Source organism: Pseudomonas sp. P106(2024) (assembly GCF_057480815.1).
Map to the genome: position 1 here is coordinate 50,686 of NZ_JBLIYU010000021.1, position 19,626 is coordinate 70,311.

Annotated in this window: 19 protein-coding genes and 1 tRNA gene; 9 read left to right on the forward strand and 11 right to left on the reverse strand. The window is 65.5% G+C overall.

Annotated features, from left to right (window positions below; all coding sequences use genetic code 11):
- Positions 1-277 precede the first annotated feature (277 nt).
- Positions 278-475 carry a DUF1737 domain-containing protein gene (locus AC25M7_RS23675; protein WP_062359459.1) on the forward strand — a complete coding sequence of 66 codons (198 nt, stop codon included), beginning with the start codon at positions 278-280 and terminating at the stop codon, positions 473-475.
- A 7-nt stretch (positions 476-482) separates the two neighbouring features.
- The gene (locus tag AC25M7_RS23680; protein WP_158509985.1) at positions 483-620 is read left to right on the forward strand and encodes a hypothetical protein; all 138 of its coding nucleotides are present in this window, start codon (positions 483-485) and stop codon (positions 618-620) included.
- On the opposite strand, the gene AC25M7_RS23685 is transcribed toward AC25M7_RS23680, so the two are convergent.
- Complete coding sequence (locus AC25M7_RS23685) at positions 607-1,287, reverse strand: phytanoyl-CoA dioxygenase family protein (protein WP_062359458.1); 681 nt, start codon at positions 1,285-1,287, stop codon at positions 607-609. The two genes, AC25M7_RS23680 and AC25M7_RS23685, sit on opposite strands and share 14 nt — an antisense overlap.
- A gap of 161 nt (positions 1,288-1,448) precedes the next feature.
- Here AC25M7_RS23685 and AC25M7_RS23690 point away from each other — a divergent pair, with 161 nt between their 5' ends.
- Positions 1,449-3,641, forward strand: a complete 2,193-nt coding sequence (locus tag AC25M7_RS23690; protein WP_486971528.1) for an OsmC domain/YcaO domain-containing protein — start codon at positions 1,449-1,451, stop codon at positions 3,639-3,641.
- Positions 3,642-3,689: 48 nt separating this feature from the next.
- On the opposite strand, the gene AC25M7_RS23695 is transcribed toward AC25M7_RS23690, so the two are convergent.
- From AC25M7_RS23695 to AC25M7_RS23710, 4 genes are read right to left on the reverse strand one after another with little or no spacing between them, the layout of a single operon-like run.
- Complete coding sequence (locus AC25M7_RS23695; RefSeq protein WP_096049848.1) at positions 3,690-4,157, reverse strand: DoxX family protein; 468 nt, start codon at positions 4,155-4,157, stop codon at positions 3,690-3,692.
- 10 nt (positions 4,158-4,167) lie between these two features.
- A complete protein-coding gene (locus AC25M7_RS23700) occupies positions 4,168-4,923 on the reverse strand; it encodes an HvfC/BufC N-terminal domain-containing protein (RefSeq protein WP_186595445.1) in 756 nt (251 codons plus the stop codon).
- Positions 4,920-5,753, reverse strand: coding sequence for an MNIO family bufferin maturase (bufB, locus tag AC25M7_RS23705; RefSeq protein WP_486971529.1), 834 nt, complete (start codon positions 5,751-5,753; stop codon positions 4,920-4,922). The genes AC25M7_RS23700 and bufB overlap by 4 nt, the downstream gene beginning before the upstream one ends.
- Before the next feature lie 16 nt (positions 5,754-5,769).
- Positions 5,770-6,045, reverse strand: coding sequence for a BufA1 family periplasmic bufferin-type metallophore (locus tag AC25M7_RS23710; RefSeq protein WP_028692560.1), 276 nt, complete (start codon positions 6,043-6,045; stop codon positions 5,770-5,772).
- Positions 6,046-6,260: 215 nt separating this feature from the next.
- On the opposite strand from AC25M7_RS23710, the gene AC25M7_RS23715 reads away from it, so the two are divergent.
- Together AC25M7_RS23715 and AC25M7_RS23720 are read left to right on the forward strand one after the other, a co-directional pair.
- Complete coding sequence (locus tag AC25M7_RS23715) at positions 6,261-6,848, forward strand: sigma-70 family RNA polymerase sigma factor (RefSeq protein WP_088852447.1); 588 nt, start codon at positions 6,261-6,263, stop codon at positions 6,846-6,848.
- Complete coding sequence (locus tag AC25M7_RS23720; protein ID WP_069016343.1) at positions 6,835-7,476, forward strand: DUF1109 domain-containing protein; 642 nt, start codon at positions 6,835-6,837, stop codon at positions 7,474-7,476. Before AC25M7_RS23715 ends, AC25M7_RS23720 begins: the two co-directional genes overlap by 14 nt.
- Positions 7,477-7,551: 75 nt before the next feature.
- On the opposite strand, the gene AC25M7_RS23725 is transcribed toward AC25M7_RS23720, so the two are convergent.
- The 5 genes from AC25M7_RS23725 to AC25M7_RS23745 form a co-directional block, all read right to left on the reverse strand.
- The gene (locus tag AC25M7_RS23725; protein WP_062359448.1) at positions 7,552-8,724 is read right to left on the reverse strand and encodes an ATP-binding protein; all 1,173 of its coding nucleotides are present in this window, start codon (positions 8,722-8,724) and stop codon (positions 7,552-7,554) included.
- Positions 8,725-8,730: 6 nt separating this feature from the next.
- A complete protein-coding gene (locus tag AC25M7_RS23730) occupies positions 8,731-9,420 on the reverse strand; it encodes a response regulator transcription factor (protein ID WP_186595443.1) in 690 nt (229 codons plus the stop codon).
- On the reverse strand, positions 9,417-9,911 hold the full coding sequence (locus AC25M7_RS23735; protein WP_062359445.1) for a cysteine hydrolase family protein: 495 nt from the start codon (positions 9,909-9,911) through the stop codon (positions 9,417-9,419). Before AC25M7_RS23735 ends, AC25M7_RS23730 begins: the two co-directional genes overlap by 4 nt.
- A gap of 207 nt (positions 9,912-10,118) precedes the next feature.
- Complete coding sequence (locus AC25M7_RS23740; protein ID WP_486971530.1) at positions 10,119-11,405, reverse strand: allantoate amidohydrolase; 1,287 nt, start codon at positions 11,403-11,405, stop codon at positions 10,119-10,121.
- A gap of 51 nt (positions 11,406-11,456) precedes the next feature.
- Positions 11,457-12,947 carry an NCS1 family nucleobase:cation symporter-1 gene (locus AC25M7_RS23745; RefSeq protein ID WP_062359641.1) on the reverse strand — a complete coding sequence of 497 codons (1,491 nt, stop codon included), beginning with the start codon at positions 12,945-12,947 and terminating at the stop codon, positions 11,457-11,459.
- Between the two features lie 617 nt (positions 12,948-13,564).
- Here AC25M7_RS23745 and hydA point away from each other — a divergent pair.
- From hydA to preA, 3 genes are all read left to right on the forward strand, one after another.
- Positions 13,565-15,004 carry a dihydropyrimidinase gene (hydA, locus tag AC25M7_RS23750; protein ID WP_028692552.1) on the forward strand — a complete coding sequence of 480 codons (1,440 nt, stop codon included), beginning with the start codon at positions 13,565-13,567 and terminating at the stop codon, positions 15,002-15,004.
- A 207-nt stretch (positions 15,005-15,211) separates the two neighbouring features.
- Positions 15,212-16,579, forward strand: a complete 1,368-nt coding sequence (locus AC25M7_RS23755) for an NAD(P)-dependent oxidoreductase (RefSeq protein WP_207851512.1) — start codon at positions 15,212-15,214, stop codon at positions 16,577-16,579.
- Positions 16,580-17,854 carry an NAD-dependent dihydropyrimidine dehydrogenase subunit PreA gene (gene preA, locus AC25M7_RS23760; RefSeq protein WP_207851513.1) on the forward strand — a complete coding sequence of 425 codons (1,275 nt, stop codon included), beginning with the start codon at positions 16,580-16,582 and terminating at the stop codon, positions 17,852-17,854.
- A gap of 63 nt (positions 17,855-17,917) precedes the next feature.
- Here preA and AC25M7_RS23765 read toward each other — a convergent pair whose 3' ends face one another.
- The gene (locus AC25M7_RS23765; protein WP_028692549.1) at positions 17,918-19,201 is read right to left on the reverse strand and encodes an NAD(P)/FAD-dependent oxidoreductase; all 1,284 of its coding nucleotides are present in this window, start codon (positions 19,199-19,201) and stop codon (positions 17,918-17,920) included.
- A 201-nt stretch (positions 19,202-19,402) separates the two neighbouring features.
- On the opposite strand from AC25M7_RS23765, the gene AC25M7_RS23770 reads away from it, so the two are divergent.
- Positions 19,403-19,479, forward strand: a tRNA-Val gene (locus AC25M7_RS23770).
- Positions 19,480-19,626 lie beyond the last annotated feature (147 nt).

Below are 19,626 nucleotides of genomic sequence, written 5' to 3' on the forward strand. Positions count from 1 at the left end.
TCTAATGAGTTAATGGGGTGGCGTGTGAGCCTTCAACTCATCCATTGTGGTTTGAATGCGATCTTCTGCATTATTCGAGGGCTCACTCTGCGTTTCGGTAACACTCTTTTCAGCAGGGGTTGGTTAAGAAACACCACTCATGGCCGAACCGGCGCAGCCGGTGCCATCCTTATGGAGCATGCCCGCTCAGCCCACACCGAGGCGAATCAACACGATAGCTATGGCATGATGCCCGGCCTCGCACGCGATAGACGCCTGCCATGAAAGGAATACTCAGATGCCCTCGACCCCACCCAACGGCCTGCCGGTCTATCGCCTGATCACCGGCAAGGACGACGCCAGTTTCTGCCAGCGTATTTCCGAGAGCCTGGCCTTGGGCTATCAGCTTCATGGGTCGCCCAGTGTGACCTTCGATAGCAGCAAGGGACATGTAGTGGCTGCTCAAGCGGTGCTGTGGCCGGTAGTCAGGGACTGAGACGGACATGGATGCTGCAATCCGCCTGCGCCGGGCCATGCTCGACGACGCCGATGAAGTTGCCGTCCTGGTTGCAGCGGCCTACAGCCCCTACATCGCGAGGATCGGTCGGGTGAATGGCAGGCTCCCGGTCATGGTGCTGTGAACACGTAGTCTGAGGGTTCGAAGCATTCCTGCGTGTTCATGTGCACATTGCGCAAATGCTCGGTTTGCTGAAGTGCCACCTGGAGCGGTTCGGCGGCATAGCCGATGAGCAAGGCGCGGCGCGGCGCGCCGCTGGCATTCAGGCTGGCGGCATGCACCAGGTCTACATCGAACACCAGGGCATCCCCCGCGCGCCCCGACAGGTGAAGGCTCCGGGATTCGTCGCTGTAGTCGAAGGGCGTCTCGCCAGGTTCAGGCCGGTGGCTGCCAGGGACAATGCGGGTGGCGCCGTTCTGCGGGCCGTAGTCGTCCAGATAGACCATGACACCCACCAGGTCGCCCGGCCGCTGCATCGACAGATCGCGATGCAGCGCCTGGTGGCCGCCACCCGCCACGGGGGCACGGCCCTCCACCTGGTAGAGAAAGAACCGTTCGCCGATCAGCGCGCCCACCGCTGCCAGCAACTGCGGCAGGCGGCAGACCGCCTGGACCCGCTTGGCGCAGTCCAGTTGCGAGTGACGCCAGTCGCTGGCGCGCGGCACTGGCCACTGCCGCGCAGGTTTCACCCCGGCCTCGAACACATGGCGCAGTTCTTCCAGCCATCCCTGGGGGACGGCCTGGCGAAGCAGGACGTAACCGGCCTGCTGAAGTGTCGCGTGATGGGGCATTGTCGTCTCGCTCTCCCTGTCGATGACCCAGCGTAGTAAGCACGGCTGGCTTTTGCGAGGGGCAGCAATCCCCAGCTCGTCGCAGGCCAACACTTTCCGGCAAAAATCCCGGATAATGCCCGCCATTTATCCGTTCCCGCCCGCTTTTGGTACCCCTGCGCATGGAAATCAAGGTCAATTTTCTCGACAACCTTCGTCTCGAAGCCAAGTTCGACGACTTCACGGTGATCGCCGACCAGCCGATCCGCTACAAGGGCGACGGCTCGGCCCCGGGGCCGTTCGACTACTTCCTGGCGTCGTCGGCGCTGTGCGCGGCGTACTTCGTCAAGCTGTACTGCCAGACCCGCGATATTCCGACCGAGAACATCCGCCTGTCGCAGAACAACATCGTCGACCCCGAGAATCGCTACAACCAGATCTTCAAGATCCAGGTCGAGCTGCCCGAGGACATCTCCGAGAAGGACCGCCAGGGCATCCTGCGCTCCATCGACCGCTGCACCGTGAAGAAGGTGGTGCAGACCGGCCCCGAGTTCATCATCGAGCAGGTCGACAACCTCGACGCCGACGCCCAGGCGCTGCTGATGCCGGTGTCGGATACCAGCACCTACATTCCGGGCAAGGACCTGCCGCTGGAGCAGACCATCGCCAACATGTCGGCGATCCTCGCGGGCCTGGGGATGAAGATCGAGATCGCCTCCTGGCGCAACATCGTGCCCAATGTCTGGTCGCTGCACGTGCGCGACGCGCAGTCGCCGATGTGCTTCACCAATGGCAAGGGCGCGACCAAGGAAGCGGCGCTGGCCTCGGCGCTGGGCGAGTTCATCGAGCGGCTGAACTGCAACTTCTTCTACAACGACCAGTTCTGGGGCGAGGACATCGCCAATGCGGCGTTCGTGCACTACCCCAACGAGCAGTGGTTCAAGCCAGGACCCAAGGACGCGCTGCCGGCCGAGATCCTCGACGAGCACTGCCTGCAGATCTTCAACCCCGACGGCGAGCTGCGCGGCTCGCACCTGTACGACACCAACTCGGGCAACAAGGAGCGTGGCATCTGCTCGCTGCCGTTCGTGCGCCAGTCGGACGGCGAGACGGTGTACTTCCCGTCCAACCTGATCGAGAACCTGTACCTGAGCAACGGCATGAGCGCCGGCAACACCCTGGCCGAGGCACAGGTCCAGTGCCTTTCGGAAATTTTCGAGCGAGCGGTCAAACGCGAGATCCTCGAAGGCGAGCTGTGCCTGCCGGACGTGCCGCAGGAGGTGCTGGCCAAGTACCCGGGCATCGTCGCCGGCATCCAGGGGCTGGAGGAGCAGGGCTTCCCGGTGCTGGTCAAGGACGCGTCGCTGGGCGGTGAGTTCCCGGTGATGTGCGTGACCCTGATGAACCCGCGCACCGGCGGCGTGTTCGCCTCGTTCGGCGCCCACCCGAGCTTCGAGGTGGCGCTGGAACGCAGCCTCACCGAACTGCTCCAGGGCCGCAGCTTCGAGGGCCTGAACGACCTGCCGCAGCCGACCTTCGACAGCCTCGCGCTGACCGAGCCGAACAACTTCGTCGAGCACTTCATCGATTCCAGCGGCGTGGTGTCGTGGCGCTTCTTCGGCGCCAAGGCCGACTTCGAGTTCGTCGAGTGGGACTTCTCGGGGCACGGCGAGGACTCCAACCAGCAGGAGGCGCAGACCCTGTTCGGCATCCTCAAGGACCTGGGCAAGGAGGTGTACATGGCCGTGTACGACGACCTTGGCGCCACTGCCTGCCGCATCCTGGTGCCGGGTTATTCCGAGATCTACCCGGTCGAGGACCTGATCTGGGACAACACCAACCGCGCGCTGGGGTTCCGTGCCGATATCCTCAACCTGCACAAGCTGGACAATCGTTCGCTGAAGCTGCTGCTCAAGCGCCTGGACAACGCCGAGGTGGATGACTACACCACCATCACCACGCTGATCGGCGTCGAGTTCGACGACAACACGGTGTGGGGTCAGCTGACCATCCTCGAGCTGAAGCTGTTGATCCACCTGGTGCTGCAGCGTTTCGAGGAGGCCAAGGAGCTGGTCGAGATGTTCCTGCAGTTCAACGACAACACCGTCGAGCGCGGGCTGTTCTACCAGGCGTTGAACGTGGTGCTGGAGGTGGTGCTGGACGATGAGCTGGAGATGGCCGACTACGAGCACAACTTCCGTCGCATGTTCGGCAATGAGCGGATGGACGCGGTGCTGGGCTCGGTGGACGGCAGCGTCCGGTTCCATGGGTTGACGCCGACCAACCTGCAGCTCGAGGGACTGGATCGCCACCTGCGCCTGGTGGAGAGCTACAAGAAGCTGCACGCGGCGCGGGCGCGGGCGGCAGGGCTCTGAGCCGAGTCGCTCGAATGAATGAAAAGGGTCGCTTGGCGACCCTTTTTCTTAACGCAAGCGCAATACCCGGTCCAGGGACAGTGCACCGCCGCCCCGGGCGATCAGCAGCAGGAGCAGGCCGGCCCAGGAAAGGTGGGTGGGCCAGGCGTCCGGATAGACGAAGATCTCGATCACCAGGGTCATGCCCAGCAGGGCCAGGGCTGACAGCCGGGTGAACAGGCCGAGTACCAGCAACAGTGGGAACAGGTGCTCGGCGTAGGTCGCCAGGTGCGCCGCCAGCCAGGGTGACACCAGCGGCAAGGCGTACTCGCTCTGGAACAGCTCGTAGGTGCCGGGGGTGATGCTCAGCAGGCCTTCGACCTTGGTCCGACCGGACAGAAAGAAGATCGAGGCGATGCCCAGGCGGGCGACCAGGCACAGGACGCTGTCGCCAAGCAGGCGTTGCAGCTGTTCGGCGAGGCGGTTCCAGTAAAAACGCAGGCCGTGGGGCGATGAACTGGCGTGGCTGATGTCCATGGCGTTTTCCTCAGGTGAAGGCGAGCGGGCGCAAGGCCCGGGCATTCAGCAGCCTGCCCAGCAGGTCACTGAAGTCCAGGTTGGGTTGGGCGTGCAGGGCCAACTGCGAGGCCTTGTCCAATGGGTAGCCGGCGGCACAGGCATCGAGGAAGATGCATCCCCCCAGGCTCAACGGCTGGTGGACGACGCCTTCGCGGTCGCCGCTGAGCAGGGCGCCTTCGGCCACCCAGGGCTGGTCCTCGGGCCAGGGCCTGCCATCGCGGCCGTGCTGCCAGAGGCTGTAGGCAGGATGCTGGTCGAACCAGTGCCAGCGCACGCCGGAGCGCGGGCTCAACTGGCTGTGTTCGAGGTCCGAGGCGGTCATGCCGGCCAGGTCGGCCAATCTCAGCCAGGGATCGTCGTCGGCGCTGAATGCTTCGCACCAGGCGAAGTCCAGCCGTGCGACATCCGCCAGGTAGCAAAGTCCATGGACGGGCTGCAACGCCTCGAGAAATGCCGGAAACGCCGCGCCATAGCGGATCAGCCGCACATCACAGGGCGGCGATTGCCGGGCATATTCCGCGGCGGCGTCGTGCATCCATTGCTGCCCGACCAGGGTCTCGACGCTGGGAAAGTTGGCGCGCAGGGCCTCGACGCAACCGGACAGCACCGTGTTGCGATACACCGCGAACGCGGGCTGCGCCGTCAGTGTCGCCAGCTCAGGCGCGGGGCGCTGATAGAGGGCGTCGATGAAGGCGTTCTGGAACTGTCCGAGGCTGAGGTTCATGGCAAGGCTCCTGCCAGGTCCAGGGTGGCCTGGGCGAAGGCGCGTTCGGCGAGCAGTTCGTCGAACGCCGGGATGTTGCCGTCGCGTTCTATCAAGGTCGGGCGCGGACCGATGCGGGCGATCAACTGCTGGTACAGCGACCACACCGGCGCAGCGATGGCGGCATCGTGGGAATCGACCAGCAGTGCGCCCTGGTCGTCGTGACTGTGCCCGGCCAGGTGAATCTCGGTGATGGCCTGGGCAGGGAAGCGGGCGAGGTAGTCGGCGGCATCGAAGCCGAGATTGTGGGCGCTGACGTACACATTGTTGACGTCCAGCAACAGGCCGCAGCCGGTGCGTCGCACCAGCTCGGCAAGGAAGTCGATCTCATCCAGGTCATGGCCCTGCAAGTGCAGGTAATGGCTGGGGTTCTCGATGGAGATGTGGCAGCCCAAACCGTCCTGGGTGCGCTGGATGTTGTCGGCAATACGGGCCAGGGCCTCGTCGCTGCGTGGAAAGGGCAGCAGGTCTGGATGATACTGGCCGCGCCAGGTCGACCAGGCCAAGTGCTCCGACACCAGGGCCGGGCGTACCTGGTCGATCAGGGTACGCAGGCGCCGCAGGTGCGTGGTGTCAGGTTCGGCATCCGCCGCCAGTGACAGCGCCACGCCGTGCAGCGACAGCGGATGGCGCTCGGCCATCCGCGCCAGCCAGGCCAGACGAGGGCCACCGACCATGTAGTTCTCCGGATGGACTTCGAACCACAACCCTTCGGCGTGGCAGGCCCAGGCCTGGTCATAGTGCTCGGCCTTCAAGCCGAGCCCTGCGCCCATCGGCTGATTCCCGTTCATGGTCGATGGCCTCTGCTCAGGATTTGACCGGGGTCAGCGAACCCATGCCGTTGGGGGTCTTGATCGAGGTGCAGGTACCGGTCGGTACGTTTTTCCAGTGCATGCCGTCGTAGTCCTTTTTCGCGCTGCCGGCGCAGGTGGTGCCGGCGCCGGCCTTGCAGTCGTTCTTGCCGGCCATGGCCACGCCGTAGCATTTCTCCATGGTGGCTGCCTTGGTGGTGTCGTCGGCCACGGCTGCCCCTGCCAGGGAGGCGAGGGCGAGGGCGGCGGTGGCGAGGGCGAGGGTTTTCATGGTGTCGTCTCCAGAAGGTGGGGCCGTGGTGATGTACCGGCGGCTCATGGAGTAGTTCGCGGTGATGGGCGAGGCGGTTACAGCGCCTGCGAAAATATTTTTCGCCACCTGCGCCGGCCTCCTAAGGTAAGGAGGTGGCGTCGGTGCTTGCGTAGGGCGTTGCGGCGATGGTTGGATAAAAAAGAAACCCACAGACGGTGTAACCCTGGCGGCCGATGCAACGAACTAACCCACAGGATGTGCTCAGTGCACGCGAGTCACACTTGCAGGCCCTGCTGTTGCTTGGGCTGGCCGGTGACGCCGGGGCCTATCGCGAATTTCTCGCGGCGCTGGCGGTGCACCTGCGTGGTTTCTTGCGTCGGCGCCTGGCGCAGCGACCGGCCGAGGTCGAGGATCTGCTGCAGGAGGTGCTGCTGGCGGTGCACAATGCCCGTCACACCTACCAGGCGCAGCAACCGCTTACCGCCTGGGTGCAGGCGATCGCCCGCTACAAGCTGGCCGACCACTGGCGCGGCCAGGCCCGGCGCGAGGCACGCCATGAGCCGCTGGAGGACGACAGCGAGCTGTTCGCCTGTGCTGATGAAGCGCCGGCCGAGGCCCGCCGGGACTTGAACAAGCTGCTTGGGCTGTTGCCCGACCGCCAGCGCCTGCCCATCGTCCACGTCAAGCTGGAAGGGCTGTCGGTGGAGGAAACCGCGCGTCTCACCGGGCTGTCCAGTTCGGCGGTGAAGGTGGGCATACACCGGGGGCTCAAGGCCCTGGGAAGGTTGATTCGAGGTAAAGACGACCATGAAGACCGATGAGCTGATCAGCCTTTTGGCGACCGCCGCAGAGCCGGTGGATCGTCACGTGCTGGCGCGACGGCTGCTGCTGGCGCTGCTGGCCGGCATGCTGGGCGCATTGCTGATGACCGCTGCCATCTACGGCGTGCGCAGCGATCTGGCCGAGGTGGCGCGCACGCCGCTGTTCTGGGCCAAGCTGGCCTTGCCCACCAGCCTGGGCCTGCTGGCCCTGTGGCTGACCCAGCGCCTGGCCAGGCCGGGTGTGCGCGGTGGCGCGCTGTGGGGATTGCTCGGCCTGCCGCTGCTGCTGGTGTGGCTGGGGGCAGCCGTCAGCCTGGCCGGCGCGCCGGTGGAGGCCCGCGCCGACCTTATCTTCGGCCGCACCTGGCGCACCTGCGCGTTGAACATAGCCCTGCTCTCGGCACCCGTATTCGCCGCCGTGTTCTGGGCCCTGCGCGGCCTGGCACCGACCCGGCTGCGCCAGGCCGGCGCAGCTGGCGGGCTGCTCGCTGGATCCACCGCGACCCTCGTGTACTGCCTGCACTGCCCGGAAATGGGTGTACCGTTCTGGGGGCTGTGGTACCTGTTGGGGATGTTGTTGCCGACCGTCGTCGGGGCGGTGGCAGGGCCTCGACTGCTGCGTTGGTGATCGGGTGCGTTTTTGCGGTGCTGCGCAGCCCTTTCGCGGTGCAAGGCCGCTTCTACACGACAACGTGTCAAGCCTTCAGGCTGTCGTGACCAGAGGTAATGTCACCTGCAGTGCCAGCCCGCCCTCGCTCCGGCGATGTGCGGTGATGCGGCCGCCATGGGCCTCGCAGATCGCCTGGGCGATCGACAGGCCCAGGCCGCCGCCGCCGCTGACCCGCGCCCGCGACTGTTCGGCGCGCCAGAAGCGCACGAACATGTTGCCCAGGTCCTTCTGCTCGACCGCTTGCCCACGATCGAGGAATTCCAGCTGCACGCAGTCTTTGGCCTGGCGCACGGCGACACTGAGCTCGCGGCCGTCGGAGGCGTACTTGAGGGCATTCTCGATCAGGATGTTGATCAACTGGCCGATCCGCGCCGGGTCGGCCTCGATCACCACGTCATCGGCAAGCGCCGTGTGCAACTGCATCCTGGCGGCCTCGAATTGCGGCGCGAACCAGGCCAGACGCTCCTCGACCAGCCTGGCCGGGGAGAACAGGCTGATGTGCAGGGGCAGCTGCCCGGCATGGGCCAGGGACAGCAGGTGCAGGTCGCCCACCAGGGTGTTGAGGTTGTACAGCTGGTTCTGCACCAGGCGCAATTGCTCAGGGCACAGCGGGAACACCTCGTCGAGCATGCCCTGCACCCGACCCAGCGCGGCATTGAGCGGGGTGCGCAGTTCATGGGCCAGGTTGGAGCTCGACTCGGCCACTTCGCTTTCATACAGCGCCAGGCGTTCGACCAGCTTGTTGAAGTCGGTGCACAGGCGCTGCATTTCCTTGGGCTGGCGCGGGTGCTGGCTGACCCGCACGCTGAGGTCGCCCTCGGCCACCCGCCGTGCCCCTACGGCGATCTGGCGGAACTGCCGGGACAGCGGCCTGGACAGGTACAGGCCGACCATCAAGGTGAACGGAATGATCACGATGACGAAGCCGTAGAGCACCAGCCAGTCGATGCTGTTACCGGGGCCGGGAAGAAAGTCGTGGATGTCGTAGTAGGTCTGCAGCAAGTGCCACAGCCTGGACTCGTTGCGCGGCACATCGGCCAGGCCGGCCACCAGCGCGGCGCGGTCCTCGGGTCGCATCGATTGCAGCACCAGGTAGTCGCTGATCCAGAAGTACAGGTACATGCACACGGTAATGGTGATCACCGCGCCGACGGCGAGCAGGGTCATTCTCAGGCCGACCCACAGCCACAGCGGACGTTTGCGCATAAGCGGTCAGCGGAACCGGTAGCCAACGGAGCGCACGGTCACCAGCACGCCGCTGATGCCCAGGGCTTCGAGCTTGCGCCGCAGGTTGTGCACGTGGGTGTCGATGATGCGCACCAGCGCATCGCTCTCGGGCATGCACAGCTCAAGCAGTTCCTCGCGGCTGAAGGCCTTGGTCGGTGTGCGCAGCAGCGCGGCGAGCAGAAGCAGTTCCGAACGGGTCAGGTCGAGCACCTGCTCCTCGCCATCGCGGGTCCGTACTCCGGCCACGAAGCGCTCGGCGTCGACCCAGACGCCCTGGCACTCGAGGCGCTGGCGATTGTCTGCCGGCGTGCCGTAGCGGCGCAGCACCGCGTGTACCCGGGCCACCACCTCCTTGGGGTTGCAAGGCTTGACCACGTAGTCGTCGGCGCCGTAGCGCAGGGCGCCGATCTTGTCCGGCTCGTCGCCGATGGCGGTGACCATGATCACCGGGGTGTCGGCGCTGCGGCGGATCTCGGTCAGCAGCTCCGGGCCGGACATTTTTGGCAGCATCATGTCCAGCAGCACGATCGCCGGCGTGCGCTGACGGAACAGGGCAAGTCCGCGGGCGCCGTCCTCGGCGATGTCCACCTCGAAACCGTCGCGCTTCAGGTAGGCCTCCAGGATGCTTGCACCATCGGCGTCGTCCTCGACGATCAATACGCGCTTGGGGGTCATGGGTTGTCTCGCGGGGCGCGCAGCCCTGCCAGCACTTCGGCGGCGGTAGTGACGTGGCCGAAGTGGTGTTTCCACAGGTCGATGCCCAGCTGACCGGAACGGTCCAGCGAGGAGCCCATGGTCAGGTCGGTGACCAGTGTCGGCGTCAGGCCTGCATCGAACAGGGCGAAGCCGGCAGCCAGCACGCAGGTTTCGGTCTGCAGCCCGCACACGAGCACGCGTTCGACGCCCAGCTGCTTGATGTAGTCCAGTGTCTCGGCGGTCTGGCCATAGCCATGCTTGATGAACACCTTGTCCGCCTCGACCAGGGCCACATCCTCAGCGGCCGGGTGCCAGCCGAGCTGGCGCTGGAACGGGGTGGCCTGCTCGTCGTGCAGCTCGATCGAGGCGATGGTGGGAATGTGCGCCGACAGCACGCGGATGCCATCCACCAGTTTCTCGGAGGGGCTGAAGGTGGATTGCACATCGACGATGAGCAGGACTTGCTGCATGGCGGATTCCCGGGCGCGGTTCGAAAGCTGGCGAGTATACCGCCGCACGCGGGAATTTTGCGGCCAGTGGCCTGCTCCGGGCTCAGCCAAGGTTCTTGGAAGGTGCATGTGTAACACGCGCTTGCCCCGCCAACACCGGCACCGCCTGTGCCATGCACCTCGTTGCCTGCGTCGCGGGCCAAGCCCGCACGGTCCTTTTATCGCCTGCTAGGCCGCCAATCGCCCGCCGGCAATCGCCTCCGACGCCGCCAGCATCGCCCGCAACAGCACCGCGCAACCGGCCGCGAGATCCCCAGGGGCGGCGTTCTCGATTTCGTTGTGGCTGATGCCGCCTTCGCAGGGCACGAAGATCATCCCGGCCGGGCCCAGCTCGGCGAGGAAGATCGCGTCGTGGCCTGCGCCGCTGACGATGTCCATGTGCGCCAGGCCCAGGTTGCGCGCCGAGTCGCGCACCGCCTCGACACAGCCCTTGTCGAAGTACAGGGCCGGGAAGTCGGCGGTGGGTACCAGCTCGTAGCTCAGCCCGTGTTTCGCAGTTGTGGCCTCGATCACCTGGCGCACTTCGGCGATCATCGCGTCCAGTTGCTCGCCTTCGAGATGACGGAAGTCCAGGGTCATGCGCACTTCGCCGGGGATCACATTGCGTGAGCCTGGATAGGCCTGCAGGCAGCCGACCGTGCCGCAGGCATGGGGCTGGTGGGCGAGGGCGGTGCGGTTGACCGCCTCGACCACGGCGGCGCCGCCGACCAGGGCGTCCTTGCGCAGGTGCATCGGCGTGGGACCGGCGTGGGCCTCGACGCCGCGCAGGGTCAGGTCGAACCATTTCTGGCCAAGGGCGCCGAGCACCACGCCGATGGTCTTGTGCTGGTCCTCGAGGATCGGGCCCTGTTCGATGTGCGCCTCGAAATAGGCGCCCACCGGGTGGCCGGTCACGACGCGGCTGCCGGCGTAGCCGATGGCGTTCAGTGCCTCGCCGACGCTCACGCCCTGGGCGTCGCGCTTGGCCAAGGTCTCTTCGAGGGTGAACTTGTTGGCGAACACCCCCGAACCCATCATGCACGGGGCGAAGCGCGAGCCTTCCTCGTTGGTCCACACCACCACCTCCAGCGGCGCCTCGGTCTCCACGCCCAGGTCGTTGAGGGTGCGGATCACCTCCAGCCCGGCCATCACGCCAAAGCAGCCGTCGAACTTGCCGCCGGTGGGCTGGGTATCGATATGGCTGCCGGTCATCACCGGCGGCAGCTTGGCGTTGCGCCCGGGGCGGCGGGCGAAGATGTTGCCGACCGCATCGATGCTCACCGTGCAGCCGGCCGCCTCGCACCACTGCACGAACAGGTCGCGGGCCTGGCGGTCGAGGTCGGTCAGCGCCAGGCGGCAGACGCCGCCCTTGGCCGTGGCGCCGAGGTGGGCGAGGTCCATCAGTGACTGCCACAGGCGGGCGCTGTCGATGTGCTGCTTGCTCGATTGCAGGACTTCCTTGGCGAGGGTGGTCATGGGTATCTCCTCAGGCTGTTGTTTTTGGCATCACGTGGGAGCTGCAGTGCATCAAGGCAACGGCTTGGCCAGCCGCGCCGGTCCGCGCACCGCGAGGCCACCGAGGGCGTAGTAGAGCCCGCCGCCGAGCAGCGAGCCGGTGAACCAGCCATAGTCGTAGAACCAGCTGAAACTGCTGTTGCCGATGGCCATCACGGTCAGCGCCACCGGCACGCCGAAGGCGACGAACCCGGCCCAGTTCCAGGCCGGGTACACGTCGTCGCGGTACAGCCCGGCCAGGTCCAGGTGCTGGCGGCGGACCAGGAAATAGTCCACCACCATGATCCCGGCAATTGGCCCGAGCAGGCTGGAGTAGCCCAGCAGCCAGTTGGAGTACACGCTCTCCAGGCTCAGGTCGGAGACGATCCAGCCGAGCTTCTTGAGCAGCTCGTGACCCATCAGCGCCAGGCCGATGAAGCCGGTCAGCCAGACCGCGCGGCTGCGCCCGATCAGCCGCGGGGCAATGTTCTGGAAGTCGTTGGTGGGCGAGACGATGTTGGCCGCGGTGTTGGTCGACAGCGTGGCGATGATGATCAGCGCCATGGCCAGGGCCACCCAGCCGGGGCTCTGGATATGGCCGATCAGGCTCACCGGGTCGGACACTGTCTGGCCCACCAGCGAGGCGGAAGCGGCGGTCATGATCACGCCCAGCGAAGCGAACAGGAACATGGTCAGCGGCAGGCCGAAGATCTGCCCGAGGATCTGGTCCTTCTGGCTCTTCGCGTAACGGCTGAAATCGGGGATGTTCAGCGATAGCGTGGCCCAGAAGCCGACCATCGCGGTAAGCCCGGCGCAGAAGTAGCCGACCACGCTGGCGCCCTCGGGGCGCTTGGGCGGCTGCGCCAGCAGTTCGCTCATCGACATGTGCGGCAGCGCCCAGAACAGCAGGCCGACACCCACCGCCACCAGCAGCGGCGCCGATAGCGTCTCCAGCCACTTGATCGACTCGGCGCCGCGCAGCACCACCCACAGGTTCAGCGACCAGAACAGCATGAAGCCAATCACCTCGCCGGTGCCGCCCAGTGCCTTCCACTCGGGGAACAGCGAGCCGAGGAACAGGTGGATGGCCAGCCCGCCGAACATCGTCTGGATGCCGAACCAACCACAGGCCACCACGGCGCGGATCAGGCACGGCACGTTGGAGCCGAAGATGCCGAACGAGGCGCGCAGCAGCACCGGGAAGGGGATGCCGTACTTGGTGCCGGGGAAGGCGTTGAGGGTCAGCGGAATCAGCACAATGAGGTTGGCCAGCAGGATCGCCAGCAGCGCCTCGCTCACGCTCAGGCCGAAGTAGGCGGTGAGCACGCCGCCGAGGGTATAGGTGGGCACGCAGATGGACATGCCCACCCACAGCGCGGTGATGTGCCACTTGTTCCAGGTGCGCTGGTGCACCTTGGTCGGGGCGATGTCGTGGTTGTAGCGGGGGCTGTCGAGGACGTCGCTGCCGGCGTCGAGCTCGAACAGGCCATGCTGCTCGACCACTTGCGATCTGCTCTGTTGCATGGGGTTCTCCAGGTCTTTTTTCTTGTAGTTGTCGCTCATCGGGCTGCCGCGATGGCCGGAGTACACACACCAGCAGTACTGCTCCTCCGGTCCGGCCAGGCGGTTGTGGCCTGCGTTTTCAACAAACGTGCCGGGAAAGCCCGCGCCTTCCCGGCGGCCGCCGCCAACCGGAGGTAACTCACTGTCTTGCAAGGGCATTCTTCAGCGCGACGACGAGGGTGGGGTGGGCACCCTGGTGCGCCGTCTGTCTGGCCGGTCCGTCACCCGCGTGGTTCAAACGGGTGCAACCTGGAAAACCACTGGCGCGGCCTGCGCCTTCCAGCCAGGAAACAAACTGCTGATTTTGCGTAGAAAATCTTGACCAATTTGGCTTCCTGTCAAGTGCGTCAAAATGGTGAAGGGGTGTCACATTTTGGTTAATTGTTAAATTTTTTATTAAAAATCAAACAGTTACAAAATATAATATTTGCATATATTTTTTCTTGATGAATATCCGATCAGATACTAGCCTCGATTCTTGTCAGGCCTGACAGGATTGAACGCGTCACCTCCAGCGCCCGGCCCGAAACTATTCCAAGAACCGGCCAGAAGACCGGTCAGCCTGCGAGGAAAACGGCATGTCCCTGTTGATCCGTGGCGCCACCGTGGTTACCCATGAAGAGAGCTACCGTGCAGATGTCCTGTGTGTCGATGGTCTGATCCGCGCCATCGGCAGCCACCTCGAAACCCCCACCGATTGCGAAGTCCTCGACGGCTCAGGCCAGTACCTGATGCCCGGCGGCATCGACCCGCACACCCACATGCAACTGCCGTTCATGGGCACGGTGGCCAGCGAGGACTTTTTCAGTGGCACCGCCGCAGGCCTGGCCGGGGGCACTACCTCGATCATCGACTTCGTTATCCCCAATCCGCAGCAATCGCTGCTCGAGGCCTTCCATACCTGGCGTGGCTGGGCGCAGAAGAGCGCGAGCGACTACGGCTTCCATGTCGCCATCACCTGGTGGAGCGAGCAGGTCGCCGAGGAGATGGGCGAGCTGGTGGCCAAGCATGGGGTGAACAGCTTCAAGCACTTCATGGCCTACAAGAACGCGATCATGGCCGCCGACGACACCCTGGTGGCCAGCTTCGAACGCTGCCTGCAACTGGGCGCGGTGCCGACAGTGCACGCCGAGAACGGCGAGTTGGTCTATCACCTGCAGAAGAAGCTGCTGGCCCAGGGCCTGACCGGGCCCGAGGCGCATCCGCTGTCGCGCCCGTCGCAGGTCGAGGGCGAGGCCGCCAGCCGCGCCATCCGCATCGCCGAGACCCTTGGCACGCCGCTGTACCTGGTGCATGTCTCCAGCCGCGAGGCGCTGGATGAGATCACCTATGCCCGGGCCAAGGGCCAGCCGGTGTACGGCGAGGTGCTGCCGGGCCACCTGTTGCTGGACGACAGCGTCTACCGCGACCCGGACTGGGCCACAGCCGCCGGCTACGTGATGAGCCCGCCGTTCCGGCCGCGCGAGCATCAGGAGGCGCTGTGGCGCGGCCTGCAGTCGGGCAACCTGCACACCACCGCCACCGACCACTGCTGCTTCTGCGCCGAGCAGAAGGCCATGGGCCGCGACGACTTCAGCCGCATCCCCAACGGCACCGCCGGCATCGAGGACCGCATGGCGGTGCTGTGGGATGCCGGGGTGAACAGCGGGCGCCTGTCGATCCACGAGTTCGTCGCGCTCACCTCCACCAACACCGCGAAGATCTTCAACCTGTTCCCGCGCAAAGGCGCCATCCGCGTCGGCGCCGACGCCGACCTGGTGCTGTGGGATCCGCAGGGCACGCGCACGATCAGCGCCCAGACCCATCACCAGCGGGTCGACTTCAACATCTTCGAAGGCCGCACCGTGCGCGGTATCCCCAGCCATACCATCAGCCAGGGCAAGGTGCTCTGGGCCGATGGCGACCTGCGCGCCGAGCCGGGCGCGGGGCGCTATGTGGAGCGGCCGGCGTACCCGTCGGTGTACGAGGTGCTGGAGCGGCGTGCCGAGCATCAGCGGCCGACACCGGTTCAGCGCTGAGGCCATTGGGGCCGCTTCGTAGCCCATCGCGACGCAAGGCCGCTCCCACAGGGATCGGTGCTTTGGCTGTGGGAGCGGCCTTGTGTCGCGAAAGGGGCGCAAGCGCCCCCTGATAACAACACCCATGCTCCTGTTGACTGCCATCCCCCAGAACGGACAGGCGAGTGACCGCCGCCTGAGCCCATAAAAACGCGAGAGGCTACAACCGTGATCGACGCCCTGAACCACTTGCCGCGCCCCCGGGCCGGCGCCGACCAGCTGGCCGAGGCCTTCAGCGACCTCGCGCCCCCACTCACCGCCCGCCAGGCCGCCGTCGAGAGCGCGCGCTGCCTGTACTGCTACGACGCGCCCTGCGTCAATGCGTGCCCCAGCGAGATCGACATCCCCTCGTTCATCCACCGCATCAGCGACGAGAACCTGCAGGGCGCCGCCGAACGCATTCTTTCGGCCAACATCCTCGGCGGCAGCTGCGCCCGGGTGTGCCCCACCGAGATCCTCTGCCAGCAGGCCTGCGTGCGCAACAACGCCCAGGAATGCGCGCCGGTGCTGATCGGCCAGCTGCAGCGCTACGCCCTGGACCACGCCGGCTTCACCGAACATCCGTTCCAGCGCTCGCCGGCCAGCGGCAAGCGCATCGCCGTGGTCGGCGCCGGCCCCGCCGGGCTGTCCTGCGCGCACCGCCTGGCCATGCACGGCCATGACGTGGTGATCTTCGAGGCGCGGGAGAAAGCCGGTGGCCTCAATGAGTACGGCATCGCCCGCTACAAGCTGGTGGACGACTACGCCCAGCGCGAGGTGGAGTTCCTGCTGGGCATCGGCGGTATCGAGATCCGCCATGGCCAGCGCCTGGGCGCCAACCTGTCGCTGGGAGAGCTGCATGCCCAGCACGACGCGGTGTTCCTCGGCCTGGGCCTGGATGCCGCGCGCCAGCTGGGCCTGGCGGACGAGGACGCCCCGGGCCTGCTCGCCGCCACCACGTACATCCGCGAGCTGCGCCAGGCCGACGACCTCACCCAGCTGCCGCTGGCCGACCGCTGCCTGGTGCTAGGCGCCGGCAATACCGCCATCGACATGGCCGTGCAGATGAGTTGCCTGGGGGCCCGCGACGTCAACCTGGTTTACCGCCGTGGCGTGTCCGACATGGGCGCTACCGGTCACGAACAGGAAATCGCCAAGCACAACCAGGTGCGTCTGCACACCTGGGCCAGGCCCGAGGCCGTGCTGCTGGATGATGCCGGGCGCGTGCGCGGCATGCGCTTCGCGCGCACGCAACTGGTCGATGGGCGCCTGGGCGATACCGGCGAAACCTTCGAGCTGGCCGCCGACGCGATCTTCAAGGCCATCGGCCAAGGCTTCGATGACGCAAGCCTGGCCGACCCGCTGGCGGCGCAACTGGCCCGCGACGGTGAGCGCATCCAGGTGGACGCGCACATGCAGACCTCCATCCCCGGTATCTATGCCGGCGGCGACTGCACCGCGCTGGGCCAGGACCTCACCGTCCAGGCCGTGCAACATGGCAAGCTGGCCGCCGAAGCCATCCATGCCCAACTCATGCTCAACGTGGAGGCTGCGTAAATGGCCGATCTGTCCATCGAATTTGCCGGCATCAAGGCGCCCAATCCGTTCTGGCTGGCCTCCGCGCCACCCACCGACAAGGCCTACAACGTGGTCCGCGCCTTCGAGGCCGGGTGGGGCGGGGTGGTGTGGAAGACCCTGGGCGAGGACCCGGCGGCGGTCAACGTGTCGTCGCGCTACTCGGCGCACTTCGGCCCCAACCGGCAGGTGCAGGGCATCAACAACATCGAGCTGATCACCGACCGCTCGCTGGAGATCAACCTGCGCGAGATCACCCAGGTGAAGAAGGACTGGCCCGACCGCGCGCTGATCGTGTCGCTGATGGTGCCGTGCGTGGAAGAGTCCTGGAAGTTCATCCTGCCCTTGGTGGAAGCCACCGGTGCCGATGGCATCGAGCTCAACTTCGGCTGCCCCCACGGCATGCCCGAGCGCGGCATGGGCGCGGCCGTCGGCCAGGTGCCGGAGTACGTGGAAATGGTCACCCGCTGGTGCAAGACCCACTGCGCGCTGCCGGTGATCGTCAAGCTCACCCCCAACATCACTGATATTCGTCAGTCGGCACGCGCCGCGCACCGGGGCGGGGCGGACGCGGTGTCGCTGATCAACACGATCAACTCGATCACCAGCGTCGACCTCGACCGCATGGTCGCCCACCCCATCGTCGGCGACCAGAGCACCCATGGCGGCTATTGCGGTTCGGCGGTCAAGCCGATCGCCCTGAACATGGTCGCCGAAATTGCCCGCGACCCCGAGACCCACGGCCTGCCGATCTGCGGTATCGGCGGTATCGGCACCTGGCGCGATGCCGCCGAGTTCATCGCCCTGGGCAGTGGCGCGGTGCAGGTGTGCACGGCGGCGATGCTGCACGGTTTTCGCATCGTCGACGACATGAAGGACGGCCTGGCGCGCTGGATGGACCAGCACGGCCACCGCAGCCTCGAGGCGTTTCGCGGCCAGGCCGTGGGGCACACCACCGACTGGAAGTACCTGGACATCAACTACAAGACGGTGGCTCGCATCGACCAGGACGCCTGCATCGGCTGTGGGCGCTGCCACATCGCCTGCGAGGACACCTCGCACCAGGCCATCGCCAGCACCCCGAAGGCCGACGGCACCCACGCCTACAGCGTGATCGAGGCCGAGTGCGTCGGCTGCAACCTGTGCCAGATCACCTGCCCGGTGGAGGGCTGCATCGACATGCAGGCGCAGGAGACCGGCAAGCCGTACATGAACTGGACCCAGGATCCGCGCAATCCCTACCGTGAAGCGGGTTGAGAGCATGCCGTGTGGAAACGAAAAAGCCCGCTCAGGGGAGCGGGCTTTCCGGATGGCGCTGGATCAGAAGCCCAGGCGGTCGCGCAGGCTGTAGTACCAGGCGCCGATGGCGCTGAACGGCACACGCAGCATCTGGCCACCCGGGAACGGGTAGTGCGGCAGGCCGGCGAAGGCGTCGAAGCGCTCGGCCTGGCCGCGCAGGGCCTCGGCCAGCACCTTGCCCGCCAGGTGGGTGTAGGTCACGCCGTGGCCCGAGCAGCCCTGGGAGTAGTAGATGTTGTCGCCGATACGGCCGACCTGCGGCAGGCGCGACAGGGTCAGCAGGAAGTTGCCGGTCCAGGCGTAGTCGATCTTGACGTTTTTGAGCTGCGGGAAGGCCTTGAGCATCTTCGGACGGATGATCGCCTCGATGTTCGCCGGGTCGCGCGCGCCGTACACCACGCCGCCACCGAAGATCAGGCGCTTGTCGCTGGTCAAACGGTAGTAGTCGAGCAGGTAGTTGCAGTCCTCGACGCAGTAGTCCTGCGGCAGCAGGGTGCGCGCCAGTTCGTCGCCCAGCGGCTCGGTGGTGATGACCTGGGTGCCGCACGGCATCGACTTGGCCGCGAGTTCCGGCACCAGGTTGCCCAGGTAGGCGTTGCCGGCGACGATGATGAACTTGGCGCGGACCTTGCCCTGCGGGGTGTGCACGACGGGGTTGGCGCCACGCTCGATGCGCACGGCCGGGGTCTGCTCGTAGATGATGCCGCCCAGGGACTCGACCGCGGCAGCTTCGCCCAGGGCCAGGTTCAGCGGATGGATATGGCCGCCGCTCATGTCGAGCATGCCGCCCACATAGTTGTCGCAGGCCACCACTTCACGGATGCGCTTCTGGTCCATCAGCTCCAGCTGGGTGTGGCCAAAGCGTTCCCACAGGCGCTTCTGCGATTCCAGGTGGCCCATCTGCTTGCTGGTCAGCGCGGCGAATACGCCGCCGTCCTTCAGGTCGCACTGGATGTTGTACTTGGCCACGCGTTCACGGATGATGCGCCCGCCCTCGAAGGCCATCTGGCCCAGCAGTTGTGCCTGCTTGGGGCCGACGGTACGTTCGATGACGTCAATGTCGCGGCTGTAGCTGTTGACGATCTGGCCGCCGTTGCGGCCCGAAGCGCCGAAGCCGACCTTGGCGGCCTCGACGATGCTCACCTTGAAGCCGTTCTCCAGCAGGAACAGGGCGCTGGACAGGCCGGTGTAGCCGGCACCGATGATGCACACATCGGTTTCCACCTCACCCTGCAGCGCCGGACGTGGCGGCACCGGGTTGGCCGAGGCGGCGTAGTAGGACTGGGGGTAGGGGGTGTTGGCCATGCTCGAGGAACCTCGTGTTTTATATTTTTAACGAATGTACCGATGCTATCAATAATAATAAACACCCGCTAGTCGTCCGGTGAAAATCCTTTACCTGACGCTGAACCCTGGCCTTCTATAAATATTTTAAGATTCAGTAGCTTAGCGTGAAAAAAATGGTTGACAGGGCATTTGGATCGCGTAGAATGCGCCCCACACGACAGGCACATAGCTCAGTTGGTTAGAGCACCACCTTGACATGGTGGGGGTCGTTGGTTCGAGTCCAATTGTGCCTACCAAATCAAAAAAGGGGCGATCCGCAAGGATCGCCCCTTTTTTCGTTAGGCTGTCCCGTCCTGAATAAGGTTTACACCTCCCATCCCGAATTTCCGGAGAGTCAGATGGAGCAAGGTGTAAAGCGCACACAGCGTGATTATTCACTGTCT